This is a genomic window from Streptomyces africanus (assembly GCF_030816955.1).
Classification (GTDB): Bacteria; Actinomycetota; Actinomycetes; order Streptomycetales; family Streptomycetaceae; genus Streptomyces; species Streptomyces africanus.
The window spans coordinates 8774547-8798685 of sequence record NZ_JAUSYP010000001.1; the positions used below are offsets into that span (position 1 = coordinate 8774547).

The following is a 24139-nucleotide window of genomic DNA, read 5'->3' on the forward strand; positions in this document are numbered from 1 at the left end:
ACTGACGACGACCAGGGGATGTCGGCAGATCGGTCAGCGGCCCGGGCGCGCCGTCACCGTGAACTGCGCGCCGTCGTGGTCGCGCAGCACGGCCTCGTCGCTGCCCTTGGACAGCACGCTGCCACCGTGCAGTTCCGCGGCCCGGGTGCAGGCCTCGACGTCGTCGACGCTGAAGTGGACCTGCCAGTGCGGCCGGATCGTCGGGTCGGGGGCCGCCTCCAGCGCCCCCGACTCGATCCGCGCCACCACGTCACCGCGGCTGCGCAGCACGACCTCCCCGCCCTCGTAGTGGACCTCGCAGCAGCCGGGGCTCTCCGACGCCCAGTCGAGGACCTCGCCGTAGAAGATGGCGGCGTCGAAGGCGTCCCGCGTGTGCAGCGTGATGAAGGCCGGCTGCGCGTTGCGCCAGGTCTCCCAGTCGGTGAACAGGTCGCCCTCCCAGATCCCGAAGGTCGCCCCGTCCCGGTCGGCCAGCAGCGCCGCCCGCCCCGGCGGCAGCGAGATCGGCCCGACCGCGACCGTGCCCATGCGTTCCTGCACCCGCGCCACCGCGTCGTCCGCGCTCCGCACGGCGAAGTACGGCGTCCACGCCACCGCCATCTGCCACATGGTGGCCACCCCCGCGATCCCGGCCACCGGCGAGCCGTCCGCCAGCGCGATCCGGAAGCGGTCGCCGAGTTTGGCGGGCCGCCATTGCCAGCCCAGCACGGCCCCGTAGAACTCCTCGGTCGCCTTGACGTCCCGGCTGGTCAGGCTCACCCAGCACGGTGCGCCGAACACGGAGTGTGAAGAGATGACGTCCTTGGTGCCGGACGGGGTGGGGATGTCGTGGTTCATGGCAGTCGCGTCCTGATCTCGTCGGCCTGGCAGCCACCGGAGGAATGACACCAGTGTCCAACCGGAACCCCCGTGGGCGCCTGCCGAGTACCCCGGCGACGGCAGCAAAACGGTGTGGTGGACCGGCCCGGACCGCCCCGGTGGCACCGGGCGGGCCGAGTGACGACGATGGAGGCGTCGGACACTGCGTCAAGGCACTCAAGCACCCCACGAGGCCATGGGGACAGCGGCGCACCGGACCCGGAGGTGACCATGCCCACGGACGGGGGCTCGGAGCGGATCTTCCAGTTGCAGGAGGAAGTCCGGCAGCTGAAGGAGGCGGTCGTCTCCCACGCGGTCGTGGACCAGGCGATCGGGATGGTCGTCATGCTCGGCCGGATCTCGCCCGACCAGGGCTGGGCCGTGCTGAAGGAGGTCTCCCAGCACACCAACATCAAGCTGCGCAACGTCGCGGAACTGATCCTCGTGTGGGGACGCACGGGTGTGATGCCCCGGGAGATACGGGCCGAGCTGGAGGACGCCCTCGACCGCGTCGGACCGACCCAGATCCCCGAAGCGCCGCCGGAGCAGTGATCCCCCGGCGGCGCCGACGAAGGGCGGTCACCGGGCCTCGGTCAGCAGCTCCTCGCGCAGATGGGCGAAGCAGCTGCTGAGCAGCCGGGAGACGTGCATCTGCGAGATGCCGAGCTGCTCCGCGATGCGGCTCTGCGTCATGCCCTTGAAGAACCGCAGGTAGAGGATGATCCGCTCGCGCTCCGGCAGCGCCTCCAGACAGGGCTTGACGGCCACGCGGTTGACGACCGTGTCGAAGGCTGGGTCCGGCCCGCCGAGCGCGTCCCCGAGGGCGTAGCCGTCCGTGCCGGGCATCTCCGCCTCCAGCGACAGGGCGGAGAAGCACTCCAGCGCCTCCATGCCGGTGCGCACCTCGCCCTCGGTGAGGTGGGCGTACTCGGCGATCTCGGCGACCGTGGGGGAGCGGCCGGGGGTGGTCTGCGACAGCTCCTTGGCGGCGTGCCGCACGCGGTTGCGCAGGTCCTGGACCCGGCGGGGGACGTGCAGCGTCCACATGTGGTCGCGGAAGTGGCGCTTGATCTCGCCGGTGACCGTCGGCACGGCGTAGGCCTCGAAGGCGTTGCCGCGGGCCGGGTCGTAGTGGTCGACGGCCTTGACGAGACCGAGGGCAGCAACCTGGTAGAGGTCCTCCAGGGCCTCGCCCCGGCCCCGGAAGCGGACGGCGATCCGCTCGGCCATGGGCAGCCAGGCCTCGACCAGCTCGTCGCGCAGGGCCTTGCGCTCGGGCCCCTCGGGCAGCCGCACGAGGCGTTCGAACGCCGCGGCTGTGTCGGGAGCGTCGTCGTGGGGGTGCGTTCTGGTGCTGCCGGCGATACGCATGGTGCGCACCTCCCTGAGCAGGTGCCGAAAGGACAGACACCGTGGGAAGCACGGGCTCGGACCTCACGGAGGGCACCGGGGGCCCGGGCGTCTCCCACGGACGTGCCTCCGGTCCGAAGCACTTCATCGCCCATTCCCGGGCGGGGAGACCACGAAACAATTCCGACAATACGCCCATTCGTGGGCATGGGCTTTCCGGGAGCCGCTGCCGTTTCGAGTGCGTCTCTTGACCCCGCCTTGGACCGATTACCTCTGTGACAGAGCTAATCTCGGCCGCATGGAGCCGGAAACCTTCCCCGAAGAGCTGGCCGACGCGCTCGTCGGGGTCCAGCGGCTGGTGCGGCGGCGCCTGCGTCGCGAGATGCCCGACCCCCGGCTGCGCGGCGCCGAGGTGGAGCTGCTGCGCCTGGCCGTGACGCGGCCTGGCATCGGCATCTCCGACGCGGCCAAGGACCTCGGGCTGGCGGCCAACTCGGTGTCCACCCTGGTCAACCAGCTGGTGCGGACGGGCTATCTGATCCGCGAGACCGACCCGGCCGACCGGCGGGCCGCCCGGCTGCTGCCCACGGCCGCCGCCGGGACCCGGCTGCGCGAGTGGCGCCGTCGCCGCGCCGAGCTCGTACGACGCCATGTGTCGCGGCTCGACGAGGCGGACCGCGAGGCCCTGCACGCCGCGATCCCGGCCCTGCGCAAGCTGGCCGGCACCCTGCACGAGGAGGCCGAGGAGTCATGACGCGGGACACCGGACGGTCACCGGCCGACGCCGTCGCCTGCACCGGGCTCGTCCACGCCTTCGGCGCGACCCGGGCCGTCGACGGACTCGATCTCACGGTCCGGCAGGGCGAGGTCTTCGGACTGCTCGGCCCGAACGGCGCCGGCAAGACCACGGTCATCCGCTGCCTCACCACCCTGCTGCCGGTGCCGGCCGGCACGGTCCGCGTCTTCGGCCACGACGCCGCCCGCGAGCGCATGGCCGTACGCCGGCTGCTCGGATATGTGCCGCAGCAGCTCTCGGCGGACGCCGGACTCACCGGGCGGGAGAACGTCGCCCTGTTCGCCCGGGTCTTCGACGTGCCCCGCCGCGAACGCGCCGAACGCGTCGCCCAGGCCCTGGCCGCGGTCGGCCTCACCGACGCCGCCGACCGGCTCGCCGCCACCTGCTCCGGCGGCATGGTGCGCCGGCTCGAACTCGCCCAGGCCCTGGTCAGCGCCCCGCGGCTGCTGATCCTCGACGAGCCCACGATCGGCCTCGACCCGATCGCCCGCACCGGCGTCTGGGACCACATCGAAGCGGTCCGCGCGGCCACCGGCATGACCGTGCTCGTCACCACCCACTCCATGGACGAGGCCGACCAGTACTGCGACCGGGTCGCCCTGATGCACCGCGGCCGGATCCGGGCCCTCGGCACCCCGGCCGAGCTCAGGGAAGGACTCGGCGCCCGCCGCCGCGCCGCGGGCGCGGCCGCGGACACGCCGCCCACGCTGGAGGACGTCTTCCGCGACGTGGCCGGCAGCGGTCTCGACGACGAGGCAGGAGATTTCCGCGATGTCCGAAGCACCCGCCGCACCGCCCGCCGTGTCGGCTGACCCCGCCCGCGGCCCCGGCATCGATCTGCTGCTCAAGCCCCCGCAGCCGCGCGCCGGCCGGCGGCTGCTGGCCGCCCGCGTCGGCGCGATGTGCGCGGTCGAACTGCAGAAGCTGCGCCACGACCGCACCGAGCTCTACACCCGGGCGGTCCAGCCGGCCCTCTGGCTGCTGATCTTCGGCCAGACCTTCACCCGCATCAGGGCCATCCCCACCGGCGGCATCCCCTACGTCGACTACCTGGCACCCGGCATCATCGCCCAGTCCGCCATGTTCATCGCCATCTTCTACGGCATCCAGATCATCTGGGAGCGCGACGCCGGCACCCTCGACAAGCTTCTCGTCACGCCGACCCCGCGCTCCGCGCTGATCACCGGCAAGGCCTTCGCGGCGGGCGTCAAGTCGCTCGTCCAGGCGGTCGTGGTGCTCCTCATCGCCGCCCTGCTCGGCGTGGCGCTGACCTGGAACCCGCTGAAACTGCTCGCCGTCGCCGCGATCGTCGTCCTCGGCTCGGCCTTCTTCTCCTGCCTGTCGATGACCATCGCCGGCATCGTCCTCAGCCGCGACCGCCTCATGGGTTTCGGGCAGGCGATCACCATGCCGCTGTTCTTCGGCTCCAACGCCCTGTACCCGGTGTCCGTGATGCCGGGCTGGCTCCAGGCGGTCAGCAAGGCCAACCCGCTCAGCTACGAGGTCGACGCCCTGCGCGGGCTCCTCCTGGGCACACCGCACCACCTGGCGTCCGACTTCGCGGTGCTGTGCGTGGCCGCCGCCCTCGGCGTCACCGCCGCCTCGGCCCTGCTGGGCCGTCTGGCCCGTTGATCTTCACTCTGGAAAGTGATGTGTGGCACGCCGCCGCAAGCGCTTTCTCCGTTTGTTTCCGGATAACCGCTGGGCACGGCTTGATCACCGATCAAATGGGATGAACTGCCAGGCCACAGCGCATTCCGCTCATTTGACAGTGCGCTGAGACCACAGATAGGAAGCAGCTTCCAGAGGTCGAGAGGGGCAGCGTGTACGAGCCGAACGTGGTCGGAGACTGGCAGGAGTACGACGAGCATGCCGGTCTGCGCGTCCGCGTCCACCGTCTGGAACTGGCCGAGCCGCCCCGCGGCCGTGACGACGCCGCAGAGGGGCTGACGTACTTCAGTCTCCGCGTGACCGTCGAGAACCGAGGCAGCCGGCATCTCGGCGTCCATCTCGAGGACGGCCAGGTCGACGTGCGGATCGGCCCGGACGGGGAGAGTGCCTTCCTCGACTGGCGCAACTCGCAGTTCATCGAGGGCTTCGACGTCTACCCGCTGCGCCGGGCCACCGCCGTGCTGTACGCGGCCGGCGCCGAGGTGTCCCTCAGCCTCGTGGACGTCCAGGTCCAGCTGCGCGTCGAGGAGGAGTGGGCCGACCGCCGGCTGTGGTCGGGCGGCATCGGCGCGCACGAGGGTCCCGCCGGGGCCCAGCAGGGCGCGCTGCGCGACAGCTTGGCCCACCAGGTGAGCGTCTTCCTCCAGGACCAGGCGGGGGAAGGCACCGCCTGATCCGGCGTCAAGGCGTCCCGCGGGTCAGTGCGGGATGCCGTCGATGATCTCGCGGGCACCCTGGCGCAGCAGGGCCACGGCGACCGAGGTGCCGAGCGTGGCCGGGTCGAGCCGGCCCGCCCACTCGTGGGCGTTCAGCCGGGTCTTGCCGTCCGGGGTGAACACACAGGCCCGCAAGGACAGTTCGCCACTGCGGTCGACCTGAGCGAACCCGGCGATGGGGCTGTTGCAGTGACCCTGCAGCACATGCAGGAACATGCGCTCGGCGGTGGTCTCCCGGTGGGTGTCCGGGTCGCCGAGACCGCTCACAGCGTCGATCAGGTCGGCGTCGTCCTCGCGGCACTGGAGCGCCAGCACGCCCGCGCCGATGGGCGGCATCATCGTCTCGGTGGAGAGGATCTCGCTGATCACGTCCTGCCGGCCGATGCGCTCCAGGCCGGAGACCGCGAGCAGCAGGGCGTCGGCCTCCCCCGCGGCCAGCTTCGCCAGGCGCCGGTTGGCGTTGCCCCGGAACGGCACGCACTCCAGATGCGGGTGCGTGGCGGCCAGCTGGGCGACCCGGCGCACCGAGGAGGTGCCGATCCGCGTCCCGGCCGGCAGCTCGTCCAGGGTGAGCCCGCCGGGGTGGATCAGGGCGTCCCGGATGTCGTCCCGCTTGAGGAACGCGGCGAACACCGTCCCCGCCGGGAGCGGTCGGTCGGCGGGCACGTCCTTCACGCAGTGCACGGCGAGGTCGGCCTCACCGGCCAGCAGCGCCGCGTCGACCTCCTTGGTGAACGCGCCCTTGCCCTCGACCTTGGACAGATCACCCATCCACTTGTCGCCGGTGGTCTTCACCGGTACGACCTCGGTGCGCACTCCGGGATGGGCGGCGGCCAGCTCGTCCCGGACTCGCTCCACCTGGGCGAGCGCCATGGGGGAGTCGCGGGAGACGATACGGATCAGCTCGGGGACGGACATGCGGACACGATAGACCCTCCAGGGGGTACGTCCGTGCCGTACCTCCTCCGACCGCCCTTCGGCGTACGTCAGTTCGGGACGAGCCTCTCGCTCAGCTCGACCGCCCGCAGGGCCGCGGCGAGCGCCCGCTCGTCGCCCACGTCGAGGGCGGTGTCGGTGAGCTTGATGACGTGTTCGTCGCCGTGGGCGAGGGCCCGTTCCAGCACCTCCCCGGCGGTGCGGCCGGGCGCGGGGACGTGGGTGAGGGGCTCGGCTTGGGCGTACATGGCGGTGACCGCCGCGGACGCGGTCCACGCCGCGTGCAGGCTCGGAGCCCACAGCTCGCGGGGCAGCGAACCGAGGGCGCGCAGCACGGCGTTGGGGGCCGTCGCCGCGTGCACCAGCATGGTCTCCTCGCCGTGGCCGTGCGTGGCGTACCGATGGGTCGCGGCCCGGACCAGCTCGATCAGGTGTGCGCGTGCCGTGTCCGGGTCGGTCACGTCGCCAGCCCACATCGGCAGCCGCCGTACGGCCGCCAGCCGGTCGGGAAAGCCGCCTCGGGGATCGGCGATCGGCGGCACGGCGTCCAGGGACCGCGCCGCACTCGGCGCGGCGGGCAGTACGGCGATGCCGGACACGGGACGGTGCCGGGCCGCCCAGTAGCCCAGCCCGTGGGCGAGTTCGGCGAGCCGCGGCGCGCTCTCGCCGGCTTCCAGCGCCCGTACGGCGTGGCCGACGCGGATCACCGGATGCGTGGAGCCGCCGTACAGCCCCGGCAGCAGTCGGGGCCACCAGGCCGCGAGGACGTCCCGCCACGGCTGCTGCGCCAGGGCGTGGCCGAAATACCCGATCCAGTCGGCGGCCCGGCGCGGATCTCCCAGCGCCTCGCGCCAGTTGGCGCCGGTCACCGGTGCCACGGGGGTGGGGAAGTCCTCCAGCTTGGGCCGGTACAGATCCAGCCAGCGGTGCACGGCGCCCGCCTGCCCGTGCGCGGCCAGCGTCTCCACGACCATGGGGGCGTGGTTGGTGAGCCGGCCGAGCCGCTCCGGCCCCGAGGCGTGGAGCCGTTCGAGGGCTTCCTCGAGTGTCCCCGTCGTGTCGTGTGCGTCCATGAACGGGACGCTACGCGGCCGCCCCGCGCCGGCGGATCGGACGCGGGGCGGAAGCCGGTCCGGCCGGGGGACCTAGGCCACCGGCCGGACCGGTGCCGGATCAGGCGTAGGGATCGAACGCGATGCCCGAAGGCTTGGCCGACGCGAGGTGGTTGGCGAAGTTGGCGTCCTTGAGGCCGAAATTGGCGCTGCCGAAGTCGTAGGACGTGAGCTTGTCGCGCACGCCGGCGGGGTAACCGTTCCAGCCGACCAGCGTCGGGTACTGCCAGGTGCTCTTGTGGTTCTCGGGCGGCTCGTCGTTCGCGTTCGCGAGACGGAAGCAGTGGGTGCTCGCCCCGTCCTTGTGGTAGACGATCTTCGGGTGCGTGCCGTCGAAGCGGACCTGCGACGCCGCCTGCACGCTGAACGAACCGTGCGCGGACGTCGAGACGTACTTGACCTGGTTGTCCTGCACGAACACCGCGACGTGCTCGAAGTCGTGCCGGTGGCCGCCGATACTGCTGCCGGCCACCGCCTGGTCCTTCTCGAAGTAGAGGGCGTACAGGATGGCGCACCAGCCGTTGTTGCACTTGGAGCGCGCGTAGCCGTTGGTGTTGTCCAGGTCCGAGGCGTCGCGGCAGTCGCCGTTGAGGGCGCCGGTCGGGTTGAGCCCGCCGTTGACGGTGCCGTCGGCGCCGATGGCGGGCGTGGAGTAGCAGCCGTCGGTGTCGTAGTCGTAGGCGGGCTGGTACGTCTTCTCCAGCGCGTCTGCGTTGGCGGGCAGCGCCCGCGGCGGGGCGGCGAAGGCCGTGGCGGGGAGGGCGAGGACGAGGGCGGCGGCACCGGCCAGTCCGGTGAGCCATTTCCTGGGGGGTGCGAACGGGCGTGACGACACTGCGTCCTCCTCTTGGGCGCAGCCCAACGGCTGTGGGGGAAAGGGAGGTTCAGCTTCCAGGTTGAACGCGTCCATGCCAAGAGGGAGAGGTGATCTCAGAGGTGAACCGCACTGCAACAACCGGAGTTGTGTGCCGCTTCAGACCATGTCGTCCGGGATGTCGGCCGCGGCCTCCTCGGGTGCGAGATCCGGCCGGAGCCGCAGCCAGGACGGCTGCCGCAGCAGACCCTCCCGGGTGCGGGTGCTGTAGCGGACCTCGCCGACCAGCCGGGGTACGACCCAGTGCGCGCCCGGAGCCCGCGGGGCGGGGTCGAAGGGGCAGGCGTCGGTCGCGGCGGCCCGCAGCAGCCCGGCGAGTTCCGTCCGTTCGGCCTCGCTCCAGCCGGTGCCCACGCTCCCGACGTAGCGCAGCCGCCCCGCGGCACGCTGCCCGACCAGCACCGCGCCGGGCAGGCCGGTGAGCCGTCCCTTGCCGGGCTGCCAGCCGCCGACCAGGACGTCCTCGGTGCGCATGTTGCGGATCTTGATCCAGGCCTTGGAGCGCACCCCCGGCTCGTACACCGAGTCCAGCCGCTTGCAGACCAGGCCCTCCATGCCGTGCTCGCGCGTGGCGGCCAGGGCCTCGGGGCCGTGGCCGACGATCGCGGCCGGGGTCGACCAGGAGGGCCCGGTGAGGCCGAGGTGCTCCAGCGCCGCGCGGCGTCGTGCGTAGGGCAGCCTGATCAGTGAGTGGTCCTGCAGATGCATCAGATCGAACAGCACGAGATGGACCGGAACCTCCGCCGCTCGCCGGGCCGCCCTCGCGGGCGCGTGCGCCAGGCCCATGCGGGACTGGAGCAACTGGAAGCTCGCCCGGCCCTGTTCGTCCAGGGCAAGGATCTCCCCGTCCAGCACGGCGGGCACGGGGCCCAAGGCGGCGCCCAGGGGCCGCAGTTCGGGGTACGCGGCCGTGATGTCCTCCCCGGAGCGGGCGCGCAGCAGCACGCTGCCGTCCCCGGGGAGATAGGCCACCACGCGCTGGCCGTCCTGCTTGGTCTCATAGGCCCAGCGCGCGTCCTGCGCGGCGGGCGGCAGGATGCCGGGCGTGGCGAGCATGGGCGGGATCAGGGGCAGGTCCACGGGTGAGTTGTGGACGCCCGTGCGTCCGGTCACGCGCGTTCTTGCGTCTTTCCCCCGAACGGCGTCGACCTGGTGCCGGCCTCGGAGGTCACGCCGTCGGCGCTCCATCGGCTTTGCTTGCCGGGTCGCTCTCGCGGACTCCGCGGCCGAAGCGCCGGCGCGGGTCGAGCGCGCCGGTTCGATGTCGTCGTCCTCGACGGCGAACTGCCCGATGTGGCGCGGCTGGACGGGCGGCGCACCGCCGCACTCGCGGGCGTTCGACCCGACGGGGTGACTTCCGCGGCGGCAACGCGATCGAACAGCTCGTCTCCCGGCTGCGCCGCACGGTGGACCGGGACGCCCCGGCACTGATCCACACGCGCCGCGGCTTCGGCTGCCGGCCGGGCCGCGGCGTCGCCGAACCCGAGGGGGTCCGTGCGTCGTGAATTACTTGAGTTAGGCAACGAGATGGTAAAGTGGCCCGCATGGCCACACCACCGCTCCCCGACGCCCCCACCCCGGAAGTGATCGAGATCGAGCGTGCGCTCACCCGTATCACGTACCTGAGCACGCGCGCCCGCCAGCACGACCGGCTGATGGCCCTGGCGGGCGTGCCGCTCGACCGGGCCGCCGTCGCGCTGTTGCGGCAGGTCGCCGACTCCGAGCCGCTGCGGCCGGGGGAGCTCGCCGCCCGGCTGGGAGTGGAGGCCTCGCACGTCACCCGCACGGTGCAGCAGTTGCAGAAGTCCGGCTACGTCACCCGCGTGCCCGACCCGGACGACCGCCGCGCCCAGCGCATCGAGCTCACCGACACCGGCCGGCAGGCCATCGCCAAGGTCCGCGAGGCCGGGGTCCGCGGCATGCAGATGGCCCTGTCCGACTGGTCCCCCGACGAGCTGCGGCAGCTCGCCACGCTCTTCCACCGCATGGTCGACGACTTCCTCGCCCACGCCGTCGACGAGGAGCCCGAGGACCGGTCCGCCCCCGCGGGCCGGGCCTGAGCCCCTCCGGTCACCGCGCGGCCGGATCGCGCGGATCCGCGCGCTCGGCGATCGCGGGACCGGGCGGTGCGGGCTCGCGCAGTCGGCACAGCAGCAGCCGGCCCACCGCGGGCAGGGCGATGAGCGGCAGCAGGGCCGTCCGCAGGGACGTCGCGTCGGCCAGCACCCCGAGCAGGGGCGCGGTGAGGCCGCCGACGCTCACCGTCAGCCCGAGCGTGACCCCGCTCGCGGTCCCCACCCGCCGGGGCAGACAGTCCTGCCCGAGGGTGATGTGCAGCGAGAACGGCACGTACAGGCCGGCCGACGCCAGCGCGACGAACAGGTACACCACCGGCCCCGGCACCAGGACCAGTCCGGCCACGGCGAGCACCGTCAGCGCGTACGACCGGCGCACCACCGCCAGCCGCCCGTACCGCTCGGCCAGCCGCCCCCCGGCCAGCGTGCCCACCGCGCCACCGGCGTAGAGCACGAACAGCGCCGCCGTACCGGCCGGCTCCCCGCCCCCGGTCCGCTCCCGCACGTACAGCGAGACGAACGCGCTCAGGCCGACGAACACGACCGAGCGGCAGATCACGGCCCCGGACAGCCGCAGGAAGGCCGGCCAGTCGTCATGGCCCGCGCCGACGGGCACACCCGCCTGCGTCGCGCCGGACGCGGCCGCGCGCACCGCCGCCGCGCACAGCGCCGCTCCCGCCACCGCCGGGACGGCCAGCAGGGGAGAGGCGCGCAGTCCGCCGATCGCCATCACGGCGAGGACCAGCAGCGGTGCCAGGGCGAAACCGGCGTTGCCGCCGAAGGAGAACCAGCCCATCGCCGTGTGCCGGCCGTGCGCGACGGCCCGGGCCACCCGGGCGGCCTCCGGATGGTAGGCGGCCACCCCGGCCCCCGACACGGCGACGACCGCCAGGGTCGACGCGTAGGAGCCGGTCACCCCGCTCAGGGCGACGCCCGCCCCGGCCGTCAGCGCGCTGAGCGGCAGCAGCCACGGCATCGCCCAGCGGTCGGTGAGCACCCCGAACAGCGGCTGCACCAGCGACGAGAGCAGGGAGGCGGCCAGGACGACGCCGGAGGCGGCGGCGTAGGAGTAGGCGCGTTCGGCGACGAAGTACGGCACCAGAGCGGCCACGGCGCCCTGGTACACGTCCACGCAGGCGTGTCCCAGGGACATCAGAGCGACGGGCCGGTTGCGGCGGGAAGCGGTCACCCGGAGATCGTCGCCGCCCGAACGCCTGGCCCGCTTCCGATAATCTGCCGGACTGTGCCGAACATCCGCCACACCCCGACGGCCCCGACCCGGGCCCAGCGGCTGACCGCGGGCGACCGCATCGACGCGCACCGGCACGACGACCACCAGATCGTCTACGCGGGCTCCGGCGTCGTCGCCGTCACCACCGACGCCGGCACCTGGTTCGCGCCCGGCACCCGCGCCCTCTGGGTCCCCGCCGGCACCGTGCACGCCCACCGCGCCCACGGCCGGCTGGACCTGCACCTGATCGGCCTGCCCACGGGCGACAATCCCCTGGGCCTCGACCACCCGGCCGTCCTCGCCGTCAGCCCGCTGCTGCGCGAGCTGATCCTCGCCTACACCCGCGACCCCGGCGACGACAGCCCCGAGCGACGCCGGCTGCGTGCCGTCCTGTGCGACCAGCTGCGCCTCTCGCCCCAGCAGCCGCTGCGCCTGCCCACGCCCGCCGACCCGCGCCTGGCCGCCGTCTGCGCGCTCGTGCACGCCGACCCGGCCGACGCCCGCACCCTCGCCGCCCTCGGTGCCGCGACCGGGGTGGGGGAGCGCACCCTCAGCCGGCTCTTCCGCAGCGAGTTCGGCATGACGTTCCCGCAGTGGCGCACCCAGTCACGGCTCTACCACGCCCTGCGGATGCTGGCCGACGGCCTGCCCGTCACGACCGTCGCCCACCGCTGCGGCTGGTCCTCCGCCAGTGCCTTCATCGACGTCTTCCGCCGCTCGTTCGGCTACACCCCGGGTGCTCACCAACGGCGTCGGCAGGACCCGGCGAACTGACCTTTCTACCGTCCAGTAATATCGCGCGGCAGGTCATCAGAGGAGGAACCGTGTCCCGGTCCGAACGCTCGCCCCTGCTGCTCGCCGGCCTGCTGGCCACCGCGGGTATCGCCCACTTCGCCACCCCACGCCCGTTCGACGCGACCATCCCGAGCGGCCTGCCGGGCACGCCCAGGACCTGGACCTACGCCAGCGGAGCCGCCGAGCTCGCGCTGGCCGCGGGCCTGGCGCTGCCGCGTACCCGCAAGGCCGCCGCGCTGGCCACGGCGGCCTTCTTCGTCGGGGTGTTCCCCGCCAACGTGAAGATGGCGGCCGACTGGCGTCACCGCCCCGCGCCGCAGAAGGCCGCGGCCTTCGGACGCCTGCCGCTCCAGCTGCCCCTCGTGCTCTGGGCCCGCGGCGTCGCACGGAACGCGCGGGGCCGGTCGTGACCGCGCGCGTGGAGGCCGGGGACACGGTCGAGGACTTCGCCCTGCCCGACGAGACCGGCACCGTCCGCAGCCTGTCCGGGCTGCTCGCCGAGGGGCCGGTCGTGCTCTTCTTCTACCCGGCCGCCCTGACCCCCGGCTGCACCGCACAGGCCTGCCACTTCCGCGATCTCGCCGCCGAGTTCGCCGCCATCGGCGCACGCCCCGTCGGCATCAGCGGGGACACCGTCGAGCGCCAGCAGGAGTTCGCCGGACAGCACGCCCTCGGCATGCCCCTGCTGTCCGACGCCGACGGCACGGTCCGCGAGCGGTTCGGCGTGAAACGCGGCTTCTCCCTGGCCCCGACCAAACGCACCACCTTCGTCATAGGGCAGGACCGCACCGTCCTCGACGTCGTACGCAGCGAAATGCGCATGAACGCGCACGCCGACCGGGCGCTCGCCGCCCTGCGCGCTCACCGGAGCTGACACTGTCACGAATGCTCCGGCGCGGTTGATACAGGGCGACAATGGGAGAATCCTGGACGATATGGAGGACGCCTCCGCTGCTGCGATCATCGACGCACGCGGCACCGTGACGGGGTGGAGCGAGGGTGCCCGGCGACTGACCGGCTACCCGGCCGAGGAGGCCGTGGGCCGGTCCGTACGGGGACTGCTCGCCGAGGACGTGCCGCCCGAGGCGTTGTCCGCGCGGTCGGGCACCGTCATGGTGCGGCACCACGACGGCTATCTGGTCGGGCTGCGCGTCACAGCCTGCGCCGTGACCGGCCCCGACGGGGCACCGGACGGCTACGTGATCACCGCCGAGCCCCCCGGCAGCGCCGAGACGTCCCTGGCCGGAAAGGCCTTCCAGCAGGCGTCCATGTCGATGTCCGTGTTCGACACCGACCAGCGCTATCTGCGGCTCAACGACGCCGCCTGCCATGTGATGGGCGTGCCCGAGGAGACCCTGCTGGGGCGGCACTTCCCGGAGACCGTCGAGGAGGCCGAGCACAGCCAGGGCTTCAACTGGCACCTCCGGCACGTCGTCGAGACCGGCCGCCCGCTCCGCTACGAGAGCTACACGGGCGCCCCGGCCCTGAACCGGGAGCACGCCTGGGTGACCGAGATGTGGCCGGTCCGCGACCACTCCGGCGAGTTCCTGGGCACCGCCCTGGCCGCGTTCGACAGCACCGAGCAGTACTGGGCGCGGCAGCGGCTGGCCCTGCTGAACGAGGCCGCGGCGGCCATCGGCACCACCCTGGACGTGGTGCGCACGGCCGAGGAGCTGATCGGGGTCGTGGTGCCCCGGTTCGCCGACTTCGCGAGCGTGGACCTGTTCGACTGGGTCCTCGGCGCGGAGGAGTCGCCGGCCGTGCCCACCGACGAGATCGTGCTGCGCCGCGTCGCCCACGGCTCCGTCAACGAGGGCACCCCGGAAGCCGCCGTCCATCTGGGAGAAGTGGACGCCTACCCCTCGTTCTCCCCCATCGCGCGGGCGATGCGGGAGGGCCGGGCGGTCCTCAGCCAGGCGGGGGAGCCGTCCTTCATGCGCTGGGTCGCCGAGCGCAACACACGCGCCCCGCAGGGCAGCCCCTACCGCCAGGGCGTCCACTCGATGATGGCGGTGCCGCTCCGGGCCCGCGGCACCACCCTCGGCGTCGCGGTCGCCGTGCGCATCCGGCAGGTGGACGACTACGCCGCCGACGACGCCGTGTTCGCCGAGGAACTCGCCAGCCGGGCCGCGGTCTGCGTCGACAACGCCCGCCGCTTCGCCCGCGAACGCACCACAGCGCTGGCCCTCCAGCACAGCCTGTTGCCGAGAGGACTGCCCGGCCAGGCCGCCGTCCAGGTCGCCCACCGCTATCTGCCCTCCGGCTCGGCGGCCGGCATCGGGGGCGACTGGTTCGACGTGATCCCGCTGTCCGGCAGCCGGGTCGCGCTCGTCGTCGGTGACGTCGTGGGCCACGGCATCCCCTCCTCGGCGACCATGGGCCGCCTGGTCACGGCCGTACGGACCCTCGCCGACGTGGACCTGCCGCCGGACGAACTCCTCACCCACCTCGACGACCTGGTCACCCATCTCGCGTCGGACGACGACGAGGAGGTCGCCGAACTCGGCGCGACCTGCCTGTACGCGGTCTACGACCCGGTCACGCGCCGGCTGAACCTGGCCGCCGCCGGGCACCCCGCCCCCGCCCTGGTCCTGCCCGACGGGTCCGCTCGGCTGATCCCCATGAGCGCGGGGCCCCCGCTGGGCGTCGGGGGGCTGCCGTTCGAGGCGACGGAGCTCCAACTGCCCGAGGGCTCCGTCGTCGCCCTCTACACCGACGGGCTCATCGAGGACCGCGACCGCGACGTCGACCACGCCACGGACGAGCTGTGCCGCGCCCTGACAGCGCCCGCCGACTCGCTCGACGCCCTGTGCGACACCGTGCTGAAGGCCGTACTGCCGGAGGAGCCCGGCGACGACGTGGCCCTGCTGCTGGCCCGTACCCGGGCGCTCGGCGCGGACCGGGTCGCCACCTGGGACGTGTCGCCGGACCCCGCGCACGTGGCCGCCACCCGCCAGGCCGCCACCGAGCAGCTCACCGCGTGGGGCCTGGACGAGACGGCCTTCGTCACCGAACTCGTCGTCAGCGAACTGGTCACCAACGCCATCCGGTACGGCACCGAGCCCATCCAGCTCCGGCTGATCCGCGACCAGGCCCTCATCTGTGAGGTCTCCGACGGCAGTTCGACCTCCCCGCACCTGCGGCGGGCCCACCAGGACGACGAGGGCGGCCGCGGACTGCTGCTGGTCGCCCAGCTCACCCAGCGCTGGGGCAGCCGGCAGACCACCCGGGGCAAGACGATCTGGTGCGAACAGTCACTCACACCGCTGTTCTGACCGGCCTCACGCGGCGGCGTGACCCGACGGGCGTTCCCGCACCACGTCCCCTGGCTTCTTGTCGTCCCGCAGCCCCAGGTACCGCGGGTGGCGCAGCATGCCGTCACGCGTCCACTCGGAGAACGCGATCTGCGCCACCAGTTCCGGCCGCACCCAGCGCGCGCCCGCCTCCCGCACCGGCCCGTCGAACGGTGAGCCGGACTCCCGCAGCCCGTCGAGCCGCTCGCGCAGGTCCAGCAGCGTGCGCCGGCCGAAACCCGTGCCGACCTTGCCCGCGTACCGCAGCCGCCCGCCCTCGTAGTGGCCGAGCAGCAGCGCGCCGAGCCCCACCCGGCTCCCGGCCGGTTCGGTGAAACCGCCGACGACGAACTCCTGCCCCTGGGAGCACTTCAGCTTCAGCCAGTCCGACGACCTGCGCGGCTCGTAGACACCGTGGGCGCGCTTGGCGATCAGGCCCTCCCAGCCCCGGGCGCACACGTCCGCCAGCAGTTCGGCGCCGCCCGCGTTGCGGTGCGGCGTCAGCCGGAGCGGGGAGCGGTACGCCACAGCCCGGCGCAGCAGCGACTTGCGGGCCCGCAGCGGCAGGCCCCTGGTGTCGGCCCCGTCCAGCCGGAGCAGGTCGAACACGTAGTAGGTCACGGCCACCCGGCTCGCCGCCACGTCCTGACGCCGGGTCAGGCCCATGCGCTGCTGGAGCCGGGAGAAGTCGGTGCGCCCGCCCGAGAACGCGACGATCTCCCCGTCGAGGACGAAGTCCGCGCACGACTGTGCGGCGAGCGCGTCCACGATCTCCGGGTAGGTGTCGTTCAGCCGGCGGCCCGACCGCGACAGCAGCGTCACCCGCTTCCCGTCCCGGACCGCCAGCACTCGGATGCCGTCCAGCTTCCGCTCGAACACCCACTCCTCGTCCGCGTCCGAGAAGTCGCGCCGGTCGCTCAGCGTGGCGAGCATCGGGCGCGCCGCCAGTTCCGCCCCCGGACGGGCCGCCCCGAGCAGCCGCCGCTGTCCCTCGGGCAGGGTGTCGAGGAGACCGGTCATCTCCGTCACTCCCCGGCCGCGTCCGAGGCGACCTGGGCGAGGGTGCGCCCGGACATGGCCGAACGCGCCCGGCGCGGGTCGGGGGCCCCGTGCGTACGCGCCCGGCCCCCGGCCCGCTTCACCAGCAGCCAGGCCTCCTCGCCGTCACCACTGCCGTCGCCGCGGAACCGGGTCAGGGCGTACTCGCCGCGCAGCTTCGCCCCGCTCAGCCGGAACGTGGCGTGCCCCCGCTCCAGCGACTCGGCGAAGTCCACCGGCCGTCCCTTGCGGTCGTGGCTCAGCGGCTCGTACGTGCCGTGGTCCCAGACGATCACCGTGCCGCCGCCGTACTCGCCGCGGGGGATCACACCCTCGAACTCCTCGTACTCCAGCGGATGGTCCTCCGTGGGAACGGCCAGCCGCTTGTCCTTCGGGTCCGCCGAGGGGCCCTTGGGGATCGACCAGGACTTCAGGACGTCGTTGACCTGCAACCGGAAGTCGAAGTGCATCGTGCTCGCGTCGTGTATCTGCACCACGAACCGGGGCCGGTCCGCGGCGGACCCCCCGCTGCCCCGGGGCTCGCCGGTCCGGTCGAAGTCGCGTTTGCCGCGGTAGTCCCGCAGCCGGTCCCGCTCAGCCACCTGCGGCTCCTTCCTGCCTCGCGGGCCCCGGGTACCCGTCAGAACTCCTCGTGCACCTCGGGGTCCCCGCCGACCCGCCGCCGCGCCCGGTCCGCGACGGCGGCCATCTCCTCCTCGCTCAGCTCGAAGCCGAAGACGTCGAGGTTCTCGCGCTGCCGCTCCGGGTTCGCCGACTTCGGGATGGGCACCGCGCCCAGCTGCGTGTGCCAGCGCAGCACGACCTGCCCGGGCGTCACCCCGTGCGCCTCGGCGATCCGTGCCACCGCGGGATCCCGAAGCAGGGGCGTGCCCCGGCCCAGCGGGCTCCAGCTCTCGGTCAGGACGCCCTTGGCCTCATGGAAAGCGCGCAGGTCGTCCTGGGGCAGGAACGGGTGCAGTTCGATCTGGTTGACCGAGGGCAGCACCCCGGTCTCCTTCTCCAGCCGCTCGATGTGCCCGGCCGTGAAGTTCGAGACGCCGATCGACCGGACGAGCCCCTCCTCGCGCAGCTTGATCATGGCCTTCCAGGAGTCGACGTACCGGTCCACGCGCGGCAGCGGCCAGTGGATCAGGTACAGGTCGACGTACTCCAGGCCCAGACGGGCCCGGGACTCCTCGAAGGAGGCGAGCGTCTCCTCGTAGCCGTGGTGCCGGCCCGGGAGCTTCGTCGTCACGACGATCTCCTCGCGCGGCACCACCCCGGAGGCCACGGCCCGGCCGACCCCCGTCTCGTTGCGGTAGTTCGTCGCCGTGTCGATCAGGCGGTAACCCGCCTCCAGGGCCGAGAGCACCGCCTGCTGGGCCTCGTCGTCGCCGAGCGGCCAGGTGCCGAGGCCGAGGGCGGGGAGCGTCGTACCGTCGTTGAGCGTGTGCGTCGGGATGCTGATCACCGTCGGGCCTTCCCGTTGACTGTGCGGTCTGACTGTGTCGTCCCTCCAGCGTCACGGATAGGGTGAGCGGTGATCAACCGGACGGGTGGGGGATGAGGGCGGCGGACGGCATGGACAGCGCCGAGGAGAAGCCGGCGGCACGACCGCGGCGCCCCACCTCGCGGGACGTCGCCCGGCTCGCCGGCGTGTCGCACACCGCGGTGTCCTTCGTGTTCAACGGTCGCGCCGAGGGCAACCTCTCGCCCGCCACCCAGGAGCGCATCCGGCAGGCCGCGGTCCAGCTCGGCTACCGGCCCGACCCCGTCGCCCGCGGCCTGCGCCGCAGCCGTACGGCCGTGATCGGCCTGGTCACCGACGAGATCGCCTCCTCCCCGTTCGCCGGGCGGCTGCTGCGCGGCGCCATGGACACCGCCTGGGCCGGGGAGCACCTGGTCCTCACCGTCGACTCCGGCGGCGACCCGGCCAAGGAGGACGCGGCGGTCGCCGAGCTCCTCGACCGGCGCGTCGACGGCATCATCTACGCGGCCATGTCCCTGCGCCGCGTCCGGGTCCCCGAGGGACTGCACCGCACCCACTCCGTGCTGGCCAACTGCCTGCCCGCGGACGACTCGCTGCCCGCCGTCATCCCCGCCGAGCGCGCCGGCGGCCGCACGGCGGCCCGGCTGCTGCTGGAGCAGGGGCACCGGCGGGTCGCACTCGTCGGCGGGCAGGACGACATCGCCTCCGCGGAGCGGCTGCGCGGCTTCCGCGACGCGCTGCGCGCCGAGGGCATCACCGTCCCCAGGGACTGGATCGTACGGACCGGAGGGGAGATCTCCGGCGGCTACGAGGGTGCCGTCCGCCTCTTCGACGGCACCCCGGCCGACCGTCGGCCCACCGGGATCTTCACCTACAACGACCGGGTCGCGGCGGGCGTCCTGCACGCTGCGACCCGGCTCGGCATCGCCGTACCCGGCGACCTGTCGGTGGTGGGCTACGACGACCAGGAGCACATGGCCGCGTACCTCGCGCCGCCCCTCACCACCGTCGCGCTGCCCCACCGGGCGATGGGCGAGGCCGCCGCCCGGCTCCTGCTCGACGCCATCGCCACCGGCCGGACCCCGCCCGCCACCGTGCGGCGCCTGGCCTGCCCGGTGATCAGCCGCGCGTCGGTGGGACCAGCTCCCATCCGGTGACGGCCACGCCGGACGGCACGCTCAACTCCCTTACGTCATCGGGCCGGTGGTAGACGCGCTCGGTGACCATGGCCCGGTCGCCGACGAACAGCTCGTACAGCGAGCCGTCGGCGAGGACACGCACCGTGAGCTCCCCCCGCGGCGGCACCCGCACGACGACCGGCGCCGCCGCTTCGGCCTCCCCGCGCGGCCAGTCGCCCCGGTCGAGTGTCACGGTGCCTGTGTCCGGGGCCAGCCGGACCGTCAGCTCGGCGCCCGAGGACGACCGCAGGAGACTCACCGTGGCGTGAGCGCGGGCGCTGACCGTCAGGTCGTAGGCGAGGGGCGCCGCGACCCGGCCCGGGGCGACGACGAAGGGTGCGGCGGCGTGGAGGCGGTGCAGTTCCGGGGTCGGAGCCACCCGCAGCGCCCCGTCCGGATGGACGTCGACGACCCGGGGCGCGGTCAGGACGCCGGCCCAGTCCGCCTCGCCCGGCTCGCGGGCCTCCCACGACCAGCCCCACATCAAGGCCCTATCCGGCTCCTGGAGGACGGCGGGCGCGTAGAAGTCGCGGCCGTGGTCGAGCCGGCCGCCCGCCCGGGCGGAGAAGCGCAGGTCCGTCGGAGCGGGGCCGGTGTCCAGACGTCCCGTCAGATAACCGGTGGTCCACGGGTCGCCGTCCCACAGGGACACGACCAGCACCCACTCCCCGCCCCGCGTCGCGTACAGCTGCGGGCACTCCCAGCCGGTCGCCCGGTCGCCGAAGGCCGCCGCGGCGGCCGGGTCCCGGCCGTCCAGGAGCACACCCGCGAAGCGCCAGTCGGTCAGGTCGTCGCAGTCGTACAGCAGCACCGACGCCGTGCCGTCGGCCTGGCCGGCGCCGACCAGGGCCCAGCGCCGTCCGTCGTGCCGGAAGACGAACGGGTCGCGGAACATCACCACGTCCAGGCCCTCGGGCGGGCCCGTCACCACCGGAGTGGGCAGGGGAGTCCAGTCGGTCAGCGCGGGGTCGTCCGGATCCGCAGCCCGGGCCAGGCAGACCGTGCCGAGCCCGCTGTGGTCGCGGCCGACGCCGGTGTAGACGGCCGTCGGCACGCCCCCGTCGTCGGCCACGCACCCGGACCAGCAGCCCGCCTCGTCCGGGCCGCCCGGAGTCGGCGCGAGGGCGATCGGGTGGTGCTCCCAGCGGGCGAGGTCGGGGCTGGAGGCATGGCCCCAGTGGACGTTCGCGTGGACCGGGGCGTCGGGGTTGTGCTGGTAGAACAGGTGGTAGCGGCCCCGCCAGTAGAACGGGCCGTTGGGGTCGTTCATCCAGTTGGCGGGCGGGCGGACCCTGAAGCGCGGGGCGTGCGGGTCCTGCGGGGGAGCGCCGAGGCTCAACGGTTGACTCCTGCGGACGTGATGCCCTCACGCAGAGGGCGCTGGCCGACGACGAACACGGCGACGGCGGGGATCATGGAGAGGACGACACCGGCGAGCACCACCGAGATGGAGCCGGTGCCGAGGTTGCCCTGGAGGGAGACCAGCCCCAGCGGCAACGTGTAGTTCTGCCCCGACGTTTCGAGGATCAGCGGCCGGAAGAACTCGTTCCAGTGGTAGTTGAAGGCCAGCACACCGACGATCGCGAGGCCCGGCGCGGCCAGCGGGGCGTACACCGACCGGAACGTCCGCCAGGGCCCGGCGCCGTCCAGCATCGCCGCCTCGCCCAGGTCCTTGGGCATGCCCAGGAAGTACTGCCGCATCAGGAACGTGCCGAACGCCGTCGGGAAGGCCGGGATGATCAGCCCGAGCAGGGTGTCTGTCAGGCTCATCGACTTCAGGACCAGGAACACCGGCACGATCGTGACCTGCAAGGGCACCATCATCGTCGCGAGAACCAGGGCGAACAGCGGCTTCTTGAAGCGGAACTCCAGGCGGGCGAAGGCGTATCCGGCCAGCCCCGCCGTGATCATCTGGCCGACCGCGATCAGCCCCGTGACCAAGGTGGAGTTCAACGCCAGCAGCCAGACGTCGATCTGGTCGAACACCCCGCGGTACGCCTCGGTGGAGGGGTGCGCCGGGATGAGCTGCGGCGGCAGGTCGAACGCCTCCGCGGGGGTGCGCAACGAGGTCGACACGGTCCACACGACCGGGCCGAGGGTCAGCAGGGCGCACACCGTCAGCCCGGCGATCCGGGCCCAGGGCGCCAGCCCGTGCCGCACACGGCTGTAGGACAGGGTTGCTTGGCTCATGGGAAGACTCACCCGGCTCACTGGTAGTGGACGAAACGCCGGCTGAGCCGGAACTGGAGGGCCGTGACCGCCATGATCAGCACGAACAGCAGCACACCCACCGCGGACGCCTCGCCGAAGCGGAGCTGCTCGAACGCGGTCTCGTAGATCACCATCACGACCGTGCGGGTCGAGTCGCCGGGACCACCGTTGGTCAGGACGTACGGCTGCTCGAAGACCTGGAGAGCGTTGATGATGCCGACCACCGAGGCGACCAGCAGCGTCGGCGACAGCAGCGGCAGCGTGACGCTGAGGTGCTTGCGCAGGCCGGTCGCGCCGTCCAGCGCGGCCGCCTCGTGGATCTCCTTCGGGATGTTGTTCAGACCGCCGACGAACAGCAGGAACGAGAAGCCGAACTGCTGCCACACGTAGACCAGGACCACGGTCACCATCGCCGCGTTCTCCGACGTCAGCCACGGCACCGGCGCGATCCCGACGAAGCCGAGCAGCCAGTTGACCACCCCGAAGTCCTGGTTGAACAGGTACTTCATCACCACCGAGATCGAGGCGGCGGACAGCACCAGCGGGAAGAAGAACGCCGAGCGGAACACCGACCGCAGCCACAGGGGCATCCGCCCGTTCAGCGTCAGCGCGAGCGCCAGGGCGACCAGCAGTTGCAGCGCCACCGCGAGGACCATGAAGACGAGGGTGTTGCGGAAGGACACCAGCACGGTCTCGTCGCCGAAGACCGCCCCGTAGTTGGAGCCGCCGGCGAAGCGCGGCGAGTCGATCACGTTCCAGTGGAAGAGGCTCAGCACCACCGAGCCGACGATCGGGACGACCGTGAAGACGACGATGCCGACGATCGTCGGGGCCAGGAACAGCGTGGCCAGCAGCCGGGTGCCGCGGTCACGGGCCGCGGGACGCGGTGCGTCCTCGGCGGGCCGGGCCTCGGGCCCTTCGGTTCGCGCGGGCGGTGTCCGGGTGTTCGTCATGCGTCACGCTCCATGGCCTTCTCCAGGTCGCCCTGCAACCGGCGCAGCGCGGGACGCACCGAGCGCGGGGAGGCCAGGGCCGTGCCGGTGTGCTTGAGCAGCAGCTGCTCGACCTCGGCGACCTGCGGCGGCGCCGGAATCGGTCCGGTGTCGGGGAACCGGTCGAGGGTGTCGTAGAAGACCGGCCAGTGCGCCGGGCCGGTCTCCCCGTAGCGGTCGGCGGTCAGCATCGAGCGGCGGGCCGGGGTCGTCTGGTTCGTCGTGAACAGCCGCGTCAGGGTGTCTCTGCGGGCCGCGTACTTGATGAACTCCCAGGCCTCCTCCTGCTTCTTCGAGGTGCGCAGCAGCGCGTAGCCCGCCGCGCCGTACTGCATGCGCTGGGCGCGCCAGCGCGGGAAGTACTGCACGTCGAACCCGTCCCGGTCCATCCCCGCCAGGTGCAGGCCGCCCGCCCAGAAGCCGCCCGCCGGGGTGACCCCGACCCGGCCGGTGGAGAACACGCCGATGAGGTTTTGTCCGTTCCCGCCCTCGGGGCGGGTGCACAGGTCGTCCCGGACGAGGGAGGCGAGGTAGTCGTAGACCTCCTCCACCCGGTCGTGCGTGGCCTGCGGCGTCGTCCACCGGAAGCCGCTCCCGCGGCCCCTGCGCTGCTCGGCCGGATAGAAGGAGTCCCACAGCCACGCGCCGCCGGGCGCCTTGGACTCCGCCAGCAGATTGGTGCCGTTCGCGAACAGCCAGGGCACCACGCCGCCCCACAGCCGGTTGGTCCAGAAGTAGGGCGTGAAGCGGGAGCCGCTCGCCTGCTTCATGTGCCGCAGCAGCGCCGTGAAGTCGTCGCGGGTCCAGTCGGCCGGCGGGTACTCCGCTCCGGCCCGCCGCAGCACCTGGCGGTTGAGGTACATGTCGGCCGCGTTGAACTCCACCGGCAGCTGGAAGAGGCTGCCCTCGTACATCATCGACTCCACCAGCGACGGGTGGACGTCGGCGAAGTACTCCTTCAGCTCGGCCGCGTCCCGCTTGACCCACGTGTCCAGGGCGACGCCGAGCCGCTGCGCGAACAGCTGCACGCCCTCGGTGGCCACGTAGACCAGATCGGGGGCGGTGCCGGCGGCCACCTGCGTGAGGATCTTCGCGAAGAAGTCCGACCAGTCCACGGCCTGCACGGCGTTGATCTGGAGTTTGATGTCGGGGTGCAGCTCGCGGAAGCCCTCGCGGAGCGTGCGGATGGCCTCCGGCCCGTAGGCGGGGCCCAGTGTGGCGACGACGAGGGAGCCGTCGTCACGGCCGGGGATGTCGGCACCGGTCAGCCGGTCCCAGCTCGCGGCGGTGCCGGCCAGAGCGGCGGCCCCCGCGCCGTAGGCGCCGTAGCGCAACAGGGCGCGGCGAGTGAGGTGCGAGTCGGTCATCGTGAGGCCTAACTCGTGTTAGTCGAGGAGTGATGCCCCAGATGATGTGAGGGCCGCCCAGGCCTGTCAAGACGCTCCATGGCCTGTTCTTTAACGAGTTAGGTCCTGCGGTGTCGCCCCGGCCGGAGATCGCTGTCACGATCTTCCGGTAGCCACG

At 72.9% G+C, this 24139-nt stretch carries 25 protein-coding genes; 11 read left to right on the plus strand and 14 right to left on the minus strand.

All coding sequences use genetic code 11. From position 1 onward, the window contains the following. Positions 1 to 33: 33 nt before the first annotated feature. The gene (locus QF034_RS39920) at positions 34 to 837 is read right to left on the minus strand and encodes a VOC family protein (protein ID WP_307179529.1); all 804 of its coding nucleotides are present in this window, start codon (positions 835 to 837) and stop codon (positions 34 to 36) included. 252 nt (positions 838 to 1089) lie between these two features. Between QF034_RS39920 and QF034_RS39925 the strand changes: the two genes are divergently transcribed. Next, positions 1090 to 1410 carry an ANTAR domain-containing protein gene (locus tag QF034_RS39925; protein ID WP_307179530.1) on the plus strand — a complete coding sequence of 107 codons (321 nt, stop codon included), beginning with the start codon at positions 1090 to 1092 and terminating at the stop codon, positions 1408 to 1410. A 27-nt stretch (positions 1411 to 1437) separates the two neighbouring features. Here QF034_RS39925 and QF034_RS39930 read toward each other — a convergent pair whose 3' ends face one another. Next, positions 1438 to 2229, minus strand: coding sequence for an RNA polymerase sigma factor SigF (locus QF034_RS39930; RefSeq protein ID WP_307179531.1), 792 nt, complete (start codon positions 2227 to 2229; stop codon positions 1438 to 1440). Between the two features lie 277 nt (positions 2230 to 2506). On the opposite strand from QF034_RS39930, the gene QF034_RS39935 reads away from it, so the two are divergent. The 4 genes from QF034_RS39935 (at position 2507) to QF034_RS39950 (ending at position 5349) form a co-directional block, all read left to right on the plus strand. Further along, positions 2507 to 2962 (plus strand): MarR family winged helix-turn-helix transcriptional regulator, encoded by a 456-nt coding sequence (locus QF034_RS39935; RefSeq protein WP_307179532.1) that lies wholly within the window; start codon positions 2507 to 2509, stop codon positions 2960 to 2962. Then, positions 2959 to 3816: an ABC transporter ATP-binding protein gene (locus QF034_RS39940; protein ID WP_307179533.1), complete on the plus strand. Its 858-nt coding sequence runs from the start codon at positions 2959 to 2961 to the stop codon at positions 3814 to 3816. Before QF034_RS39935 ends, QF034_RS39940 begins: the two co-directional genes overlap by 4 nt. Then, positions 3776 to 4636 (plus strand): ABC transporter permease, encoded by an 861-nt coding sequence (locus tag QF034_RS39945; protein ID WP_307179534.1) that lies wholly within the window; start codon positions 3776 to 3778, stop codon positions 4634 to 4636. The genes QF034_RS39940 and QF034_RS39945 overlap by 41 nt, the downstream gene beginning before the upstream one ends. 191 nt (positions 4637 to 4827) lie before the next feature. After that, positions 4828 to 5349, plus strand: a complete 522-nt coding sequence (locus QF034_RS39950) for a hypothetical protein (protein WP_307179535.1) — start codon at positions 4828 to 4830, stop codon at positions 5347 to 5349. A gap of 24 nt (positions 5350 to 5373) precedes the next feature. On the opposite strand, the gene hemC is transcribed toward QF034_RS39950, so the two are convergent. The 4 genes from hemC to ligD (QF034_RS39970) form a co-directional block, all read right to left on the minus strand. After that, on the minus strand, positions 5374 to 6309 hold the full coding sequence (gene hemC / locus QF034_RS39955; protein ID WP_307179536.1) for a hydroxymethylbilane synthase: 936 nt from the start codon (positions 6307 to 6309) through the stop codon (positions 5374 to 5376). Between the two features lie 68 nt (positions 6310 to 6377). After that, complete coding sequence (locus QF034_RS39960; protein ID WP_307179537.1) at positions 6378 to 7400, minus strand: questin oxidase family protein; 1023 nt, start codon at positions 7398 to 7400, stop codon at positions 6378 to 6380. Positions 7401 to 7500: 100 nt separating this feature from the next. Then, positions 7501 to 8274 (minus strand): NPP1 family protein, encoded by a 774-nt coding sequence (locus QF034_RS39965; protein ID WP_307179538.1) that lies wholly within the window; start codon positions 8272 to 8274, stop codon positions 7501 to 7503. Positions 8275 to 8412: 138 nt separating this feature from the next. Next, positions 8413 to 9393, minus strand: coding sequence for a non-homologous end-joining DNA ligase (ligD, locus tag QF034_RS39970; protein WP_307180094.1), 981 nt, complete (start codon positions 9391 to 9393; stop codon positions 8413 to 8415). 464 nt (positions 9394 to 9857) lie between these two features. Here ligD (QF034_RS39970) and QF034_RS39975 point away from each other — a divergent pair, with 464 nt between their 5' ends. After that, positions 9858 to 10373 (plus strand): MarR family winged helix-turn-helix transcriptional regulator, encoded by a 516-nt coding sequence (locus QF034_RS39975; protein WP_307179539.1) that lies wholly within the window; start codon positions 9858 to 9860, stop codon positions 10371 to 10373. A gap of 10 nt (positions 10374 to 10383) precedes the next feature. Here the strand turns inward: QF034_RS39975 and QF034_RS39980 are convergent, their stop codons facing one another. Beyond that, positions 10384 to 11541, minus strand: a complete 1158-nt coding sequence (locus QF034_RS39980) for an MFS transporter (protein WP_307180095.1) — start codon at positions 11539 to 11541, stop codon at positions 10384 to 10386. 90 nt (positions 11542 to 11631) lie between these two features. On the opposite strand from QF034_RS39980, the gene QF034_RS39985 reads away from it, so the two are divergent. From QF034_RS39985 to QF034_RS40000, 4 genes are all read left to right on the plus strand, one after another. Next, entirely contained in the window at positions 11632 to 12393 is a 762-nt protein-coding gene (locus QF034_RS39985) for an AraC family transcriptional regulator (RefSeq protein WP_307179540.1), read from the plus strand. Positions 12394 to 12443: 50 nt separating this feature from the next. Next, positions 12444 to 12824 (plus strand): DoxX family protein, encoded by a 381-nt coding sequence (locus tag QF034_RS39990; protein WP_307179541.1) that lies wholly within the window; start codon positions 12444 to 12446, stop codon positions 12822 to 12824. Then, positions 12821 to 13288 carry a peroxiredoxin gene (locus tag QF034_RS39995; protein ID WP_307179542.1) on the plus strand — a complete coding sequence of 156 codons (468 nt, stop codon included), beginning with the start codon at positions 12821 to 12823 and terminating at the stop codon, positions 13286 to 13288. Before QF034_RS39990 ends, QF034_RS39995 begins: the two co-directional genes overlap by 4 nt. A 61-nt stretch (positions 13289 to 13349) precedes the next feature. Continuing rightward, the gene (locus QF034_RS40000) at positions 13350 to 15689 is read left to right on the plus strand and encodes an ATP-binding SpoIIE family protein phosphatase (RefSeq protein ID WP_307179543.1); all 2340 of its coding nucleotides are present in this window, start codon (positions 13350 to 13352) and stop codon (positions 15687 to 15689) included. Positions 15690 to 15695: 6 nt separating this feature from the next. Here the strand turns inward: QF034_RS40000 and ligD (QF034_RS40005) are convergent, their stop codons facing one another. From ligD (QF034_RS40005) to QF034_RS40015, 3 genes are read right to left on the minus strand one after another with little or no spacing between them, the layout of a single operon-like run. After that, positions 15696 to 16727 (minus strand): non-homologous end-joining DNA ligase, encoded by a 1032-nt coding sequence (gene ligD, locus QF034_RS40005; protein ID WP_307179544.1) that lies wholly within the window; start codon positions 16725 to 16727, stop codon positions 15696 to 15698. Between the two features lie 5 nt (positions 16728 to 16732). Further along, positions 16733 to 17347 (minus strand): DNA polymerase ligase N-terminal domain-containing protein, encoded by a 615-nt coding sequence (locus tag QF034_RS40010; protein ID WP_307179545.1) that lies wholly within the window; start codon positions 17345 to 17347, stop codon positions 16733 to 16735. A gap of 38 nt (positions 17348 to 17385) precedes the next feature. After that, positions 17386 to 18216 carry an aldo/keto reductase gene (locus QF034_RS40015; protein WP_307179546.1) on the minus strand — a complete coding sequence of 277 codons (831 nt, stop codon included), beginning with the start codon at positions 18214 to 18216 and terminating at the stop codon, positions 17386 to 17388. Between the two features lie 110 nt (positions 18217 to 18326). Between QF034_RS40015 and QF034_RS40020 the strand changes: the two genes are divergently transcribed. Continuing rightward, entirely contained in the window at positions 18327 to 19391 is a 1065-nt protein-coding gene (locus QF034_RS40020) for a LacI family DNA-binding transcriptional regulator (RefSeq protein WP_307179547.1), read from the plus strand. Here QF034_RS40020 and QF034_RS40025 read toward each other — a convergent pair. From QF034_RS40025 to QF034_RS40040, 4 genes are read right to left on the minus strand one after another with little or no spacing between them, the layout of a single operon-like run. Next, positions 19354 to 20751: a glycoside hydrolase family 32 protein gene (locus QF034_RS40025; RefSeq protein WP_307179548.1), complete on the minus strand. Its 1398-nt coding sequence runs from the start codon at positions 20749 to 20751 to the stop codon at positions 19354 to 19356. The two genes, QF034_RS40020 and QF034_RS40025, sit on opposite strands and share 38 nt — an antisense overlap. Further along, positions 20748 to 21602, minus strand: a complete 855-nt coding sequence (locus QF034_RS40030) for a carbohydrate ABC transporter permease (RefSeq protein WP_307179549.1) — start codon at positions 21600 to 21602, stop codon at positions 20748 to 20750. Before QF034_RS40030 ends, QF034_RS40025 begins: the two co-directional genes overlap by 4 nt. Before the next feature lie 17 nt (positions 21603 to 21619). Beyond that, positions 21620 to 22576 (minus strand): carbohydrate ABC transporter permease, encoded by a 957-nt coding sequence (locus tag QF034_RS40035; protein ID WP_307179550.1) that lies wholly within the window; start codon positions 22574 to 22576, stop codon positions 21620 to 21622. Beyond that, a complete protein-coding gene (locus QF034_RS40040; RefSeq protein WP_307179551.1) occupies positions 22573 to 23982 on the minus strand; it encodes an extracellular solute-binding protein in 1410 nt (469 codons plus the stop codon). The genes QF034_RS40035 and QF034_RS40040 overlap by 4 nt, the downstream gene beginning before the upstream one ends. Between the last annotated feature and the right edge of the window lie 157 nt (positions 23983 to 24139).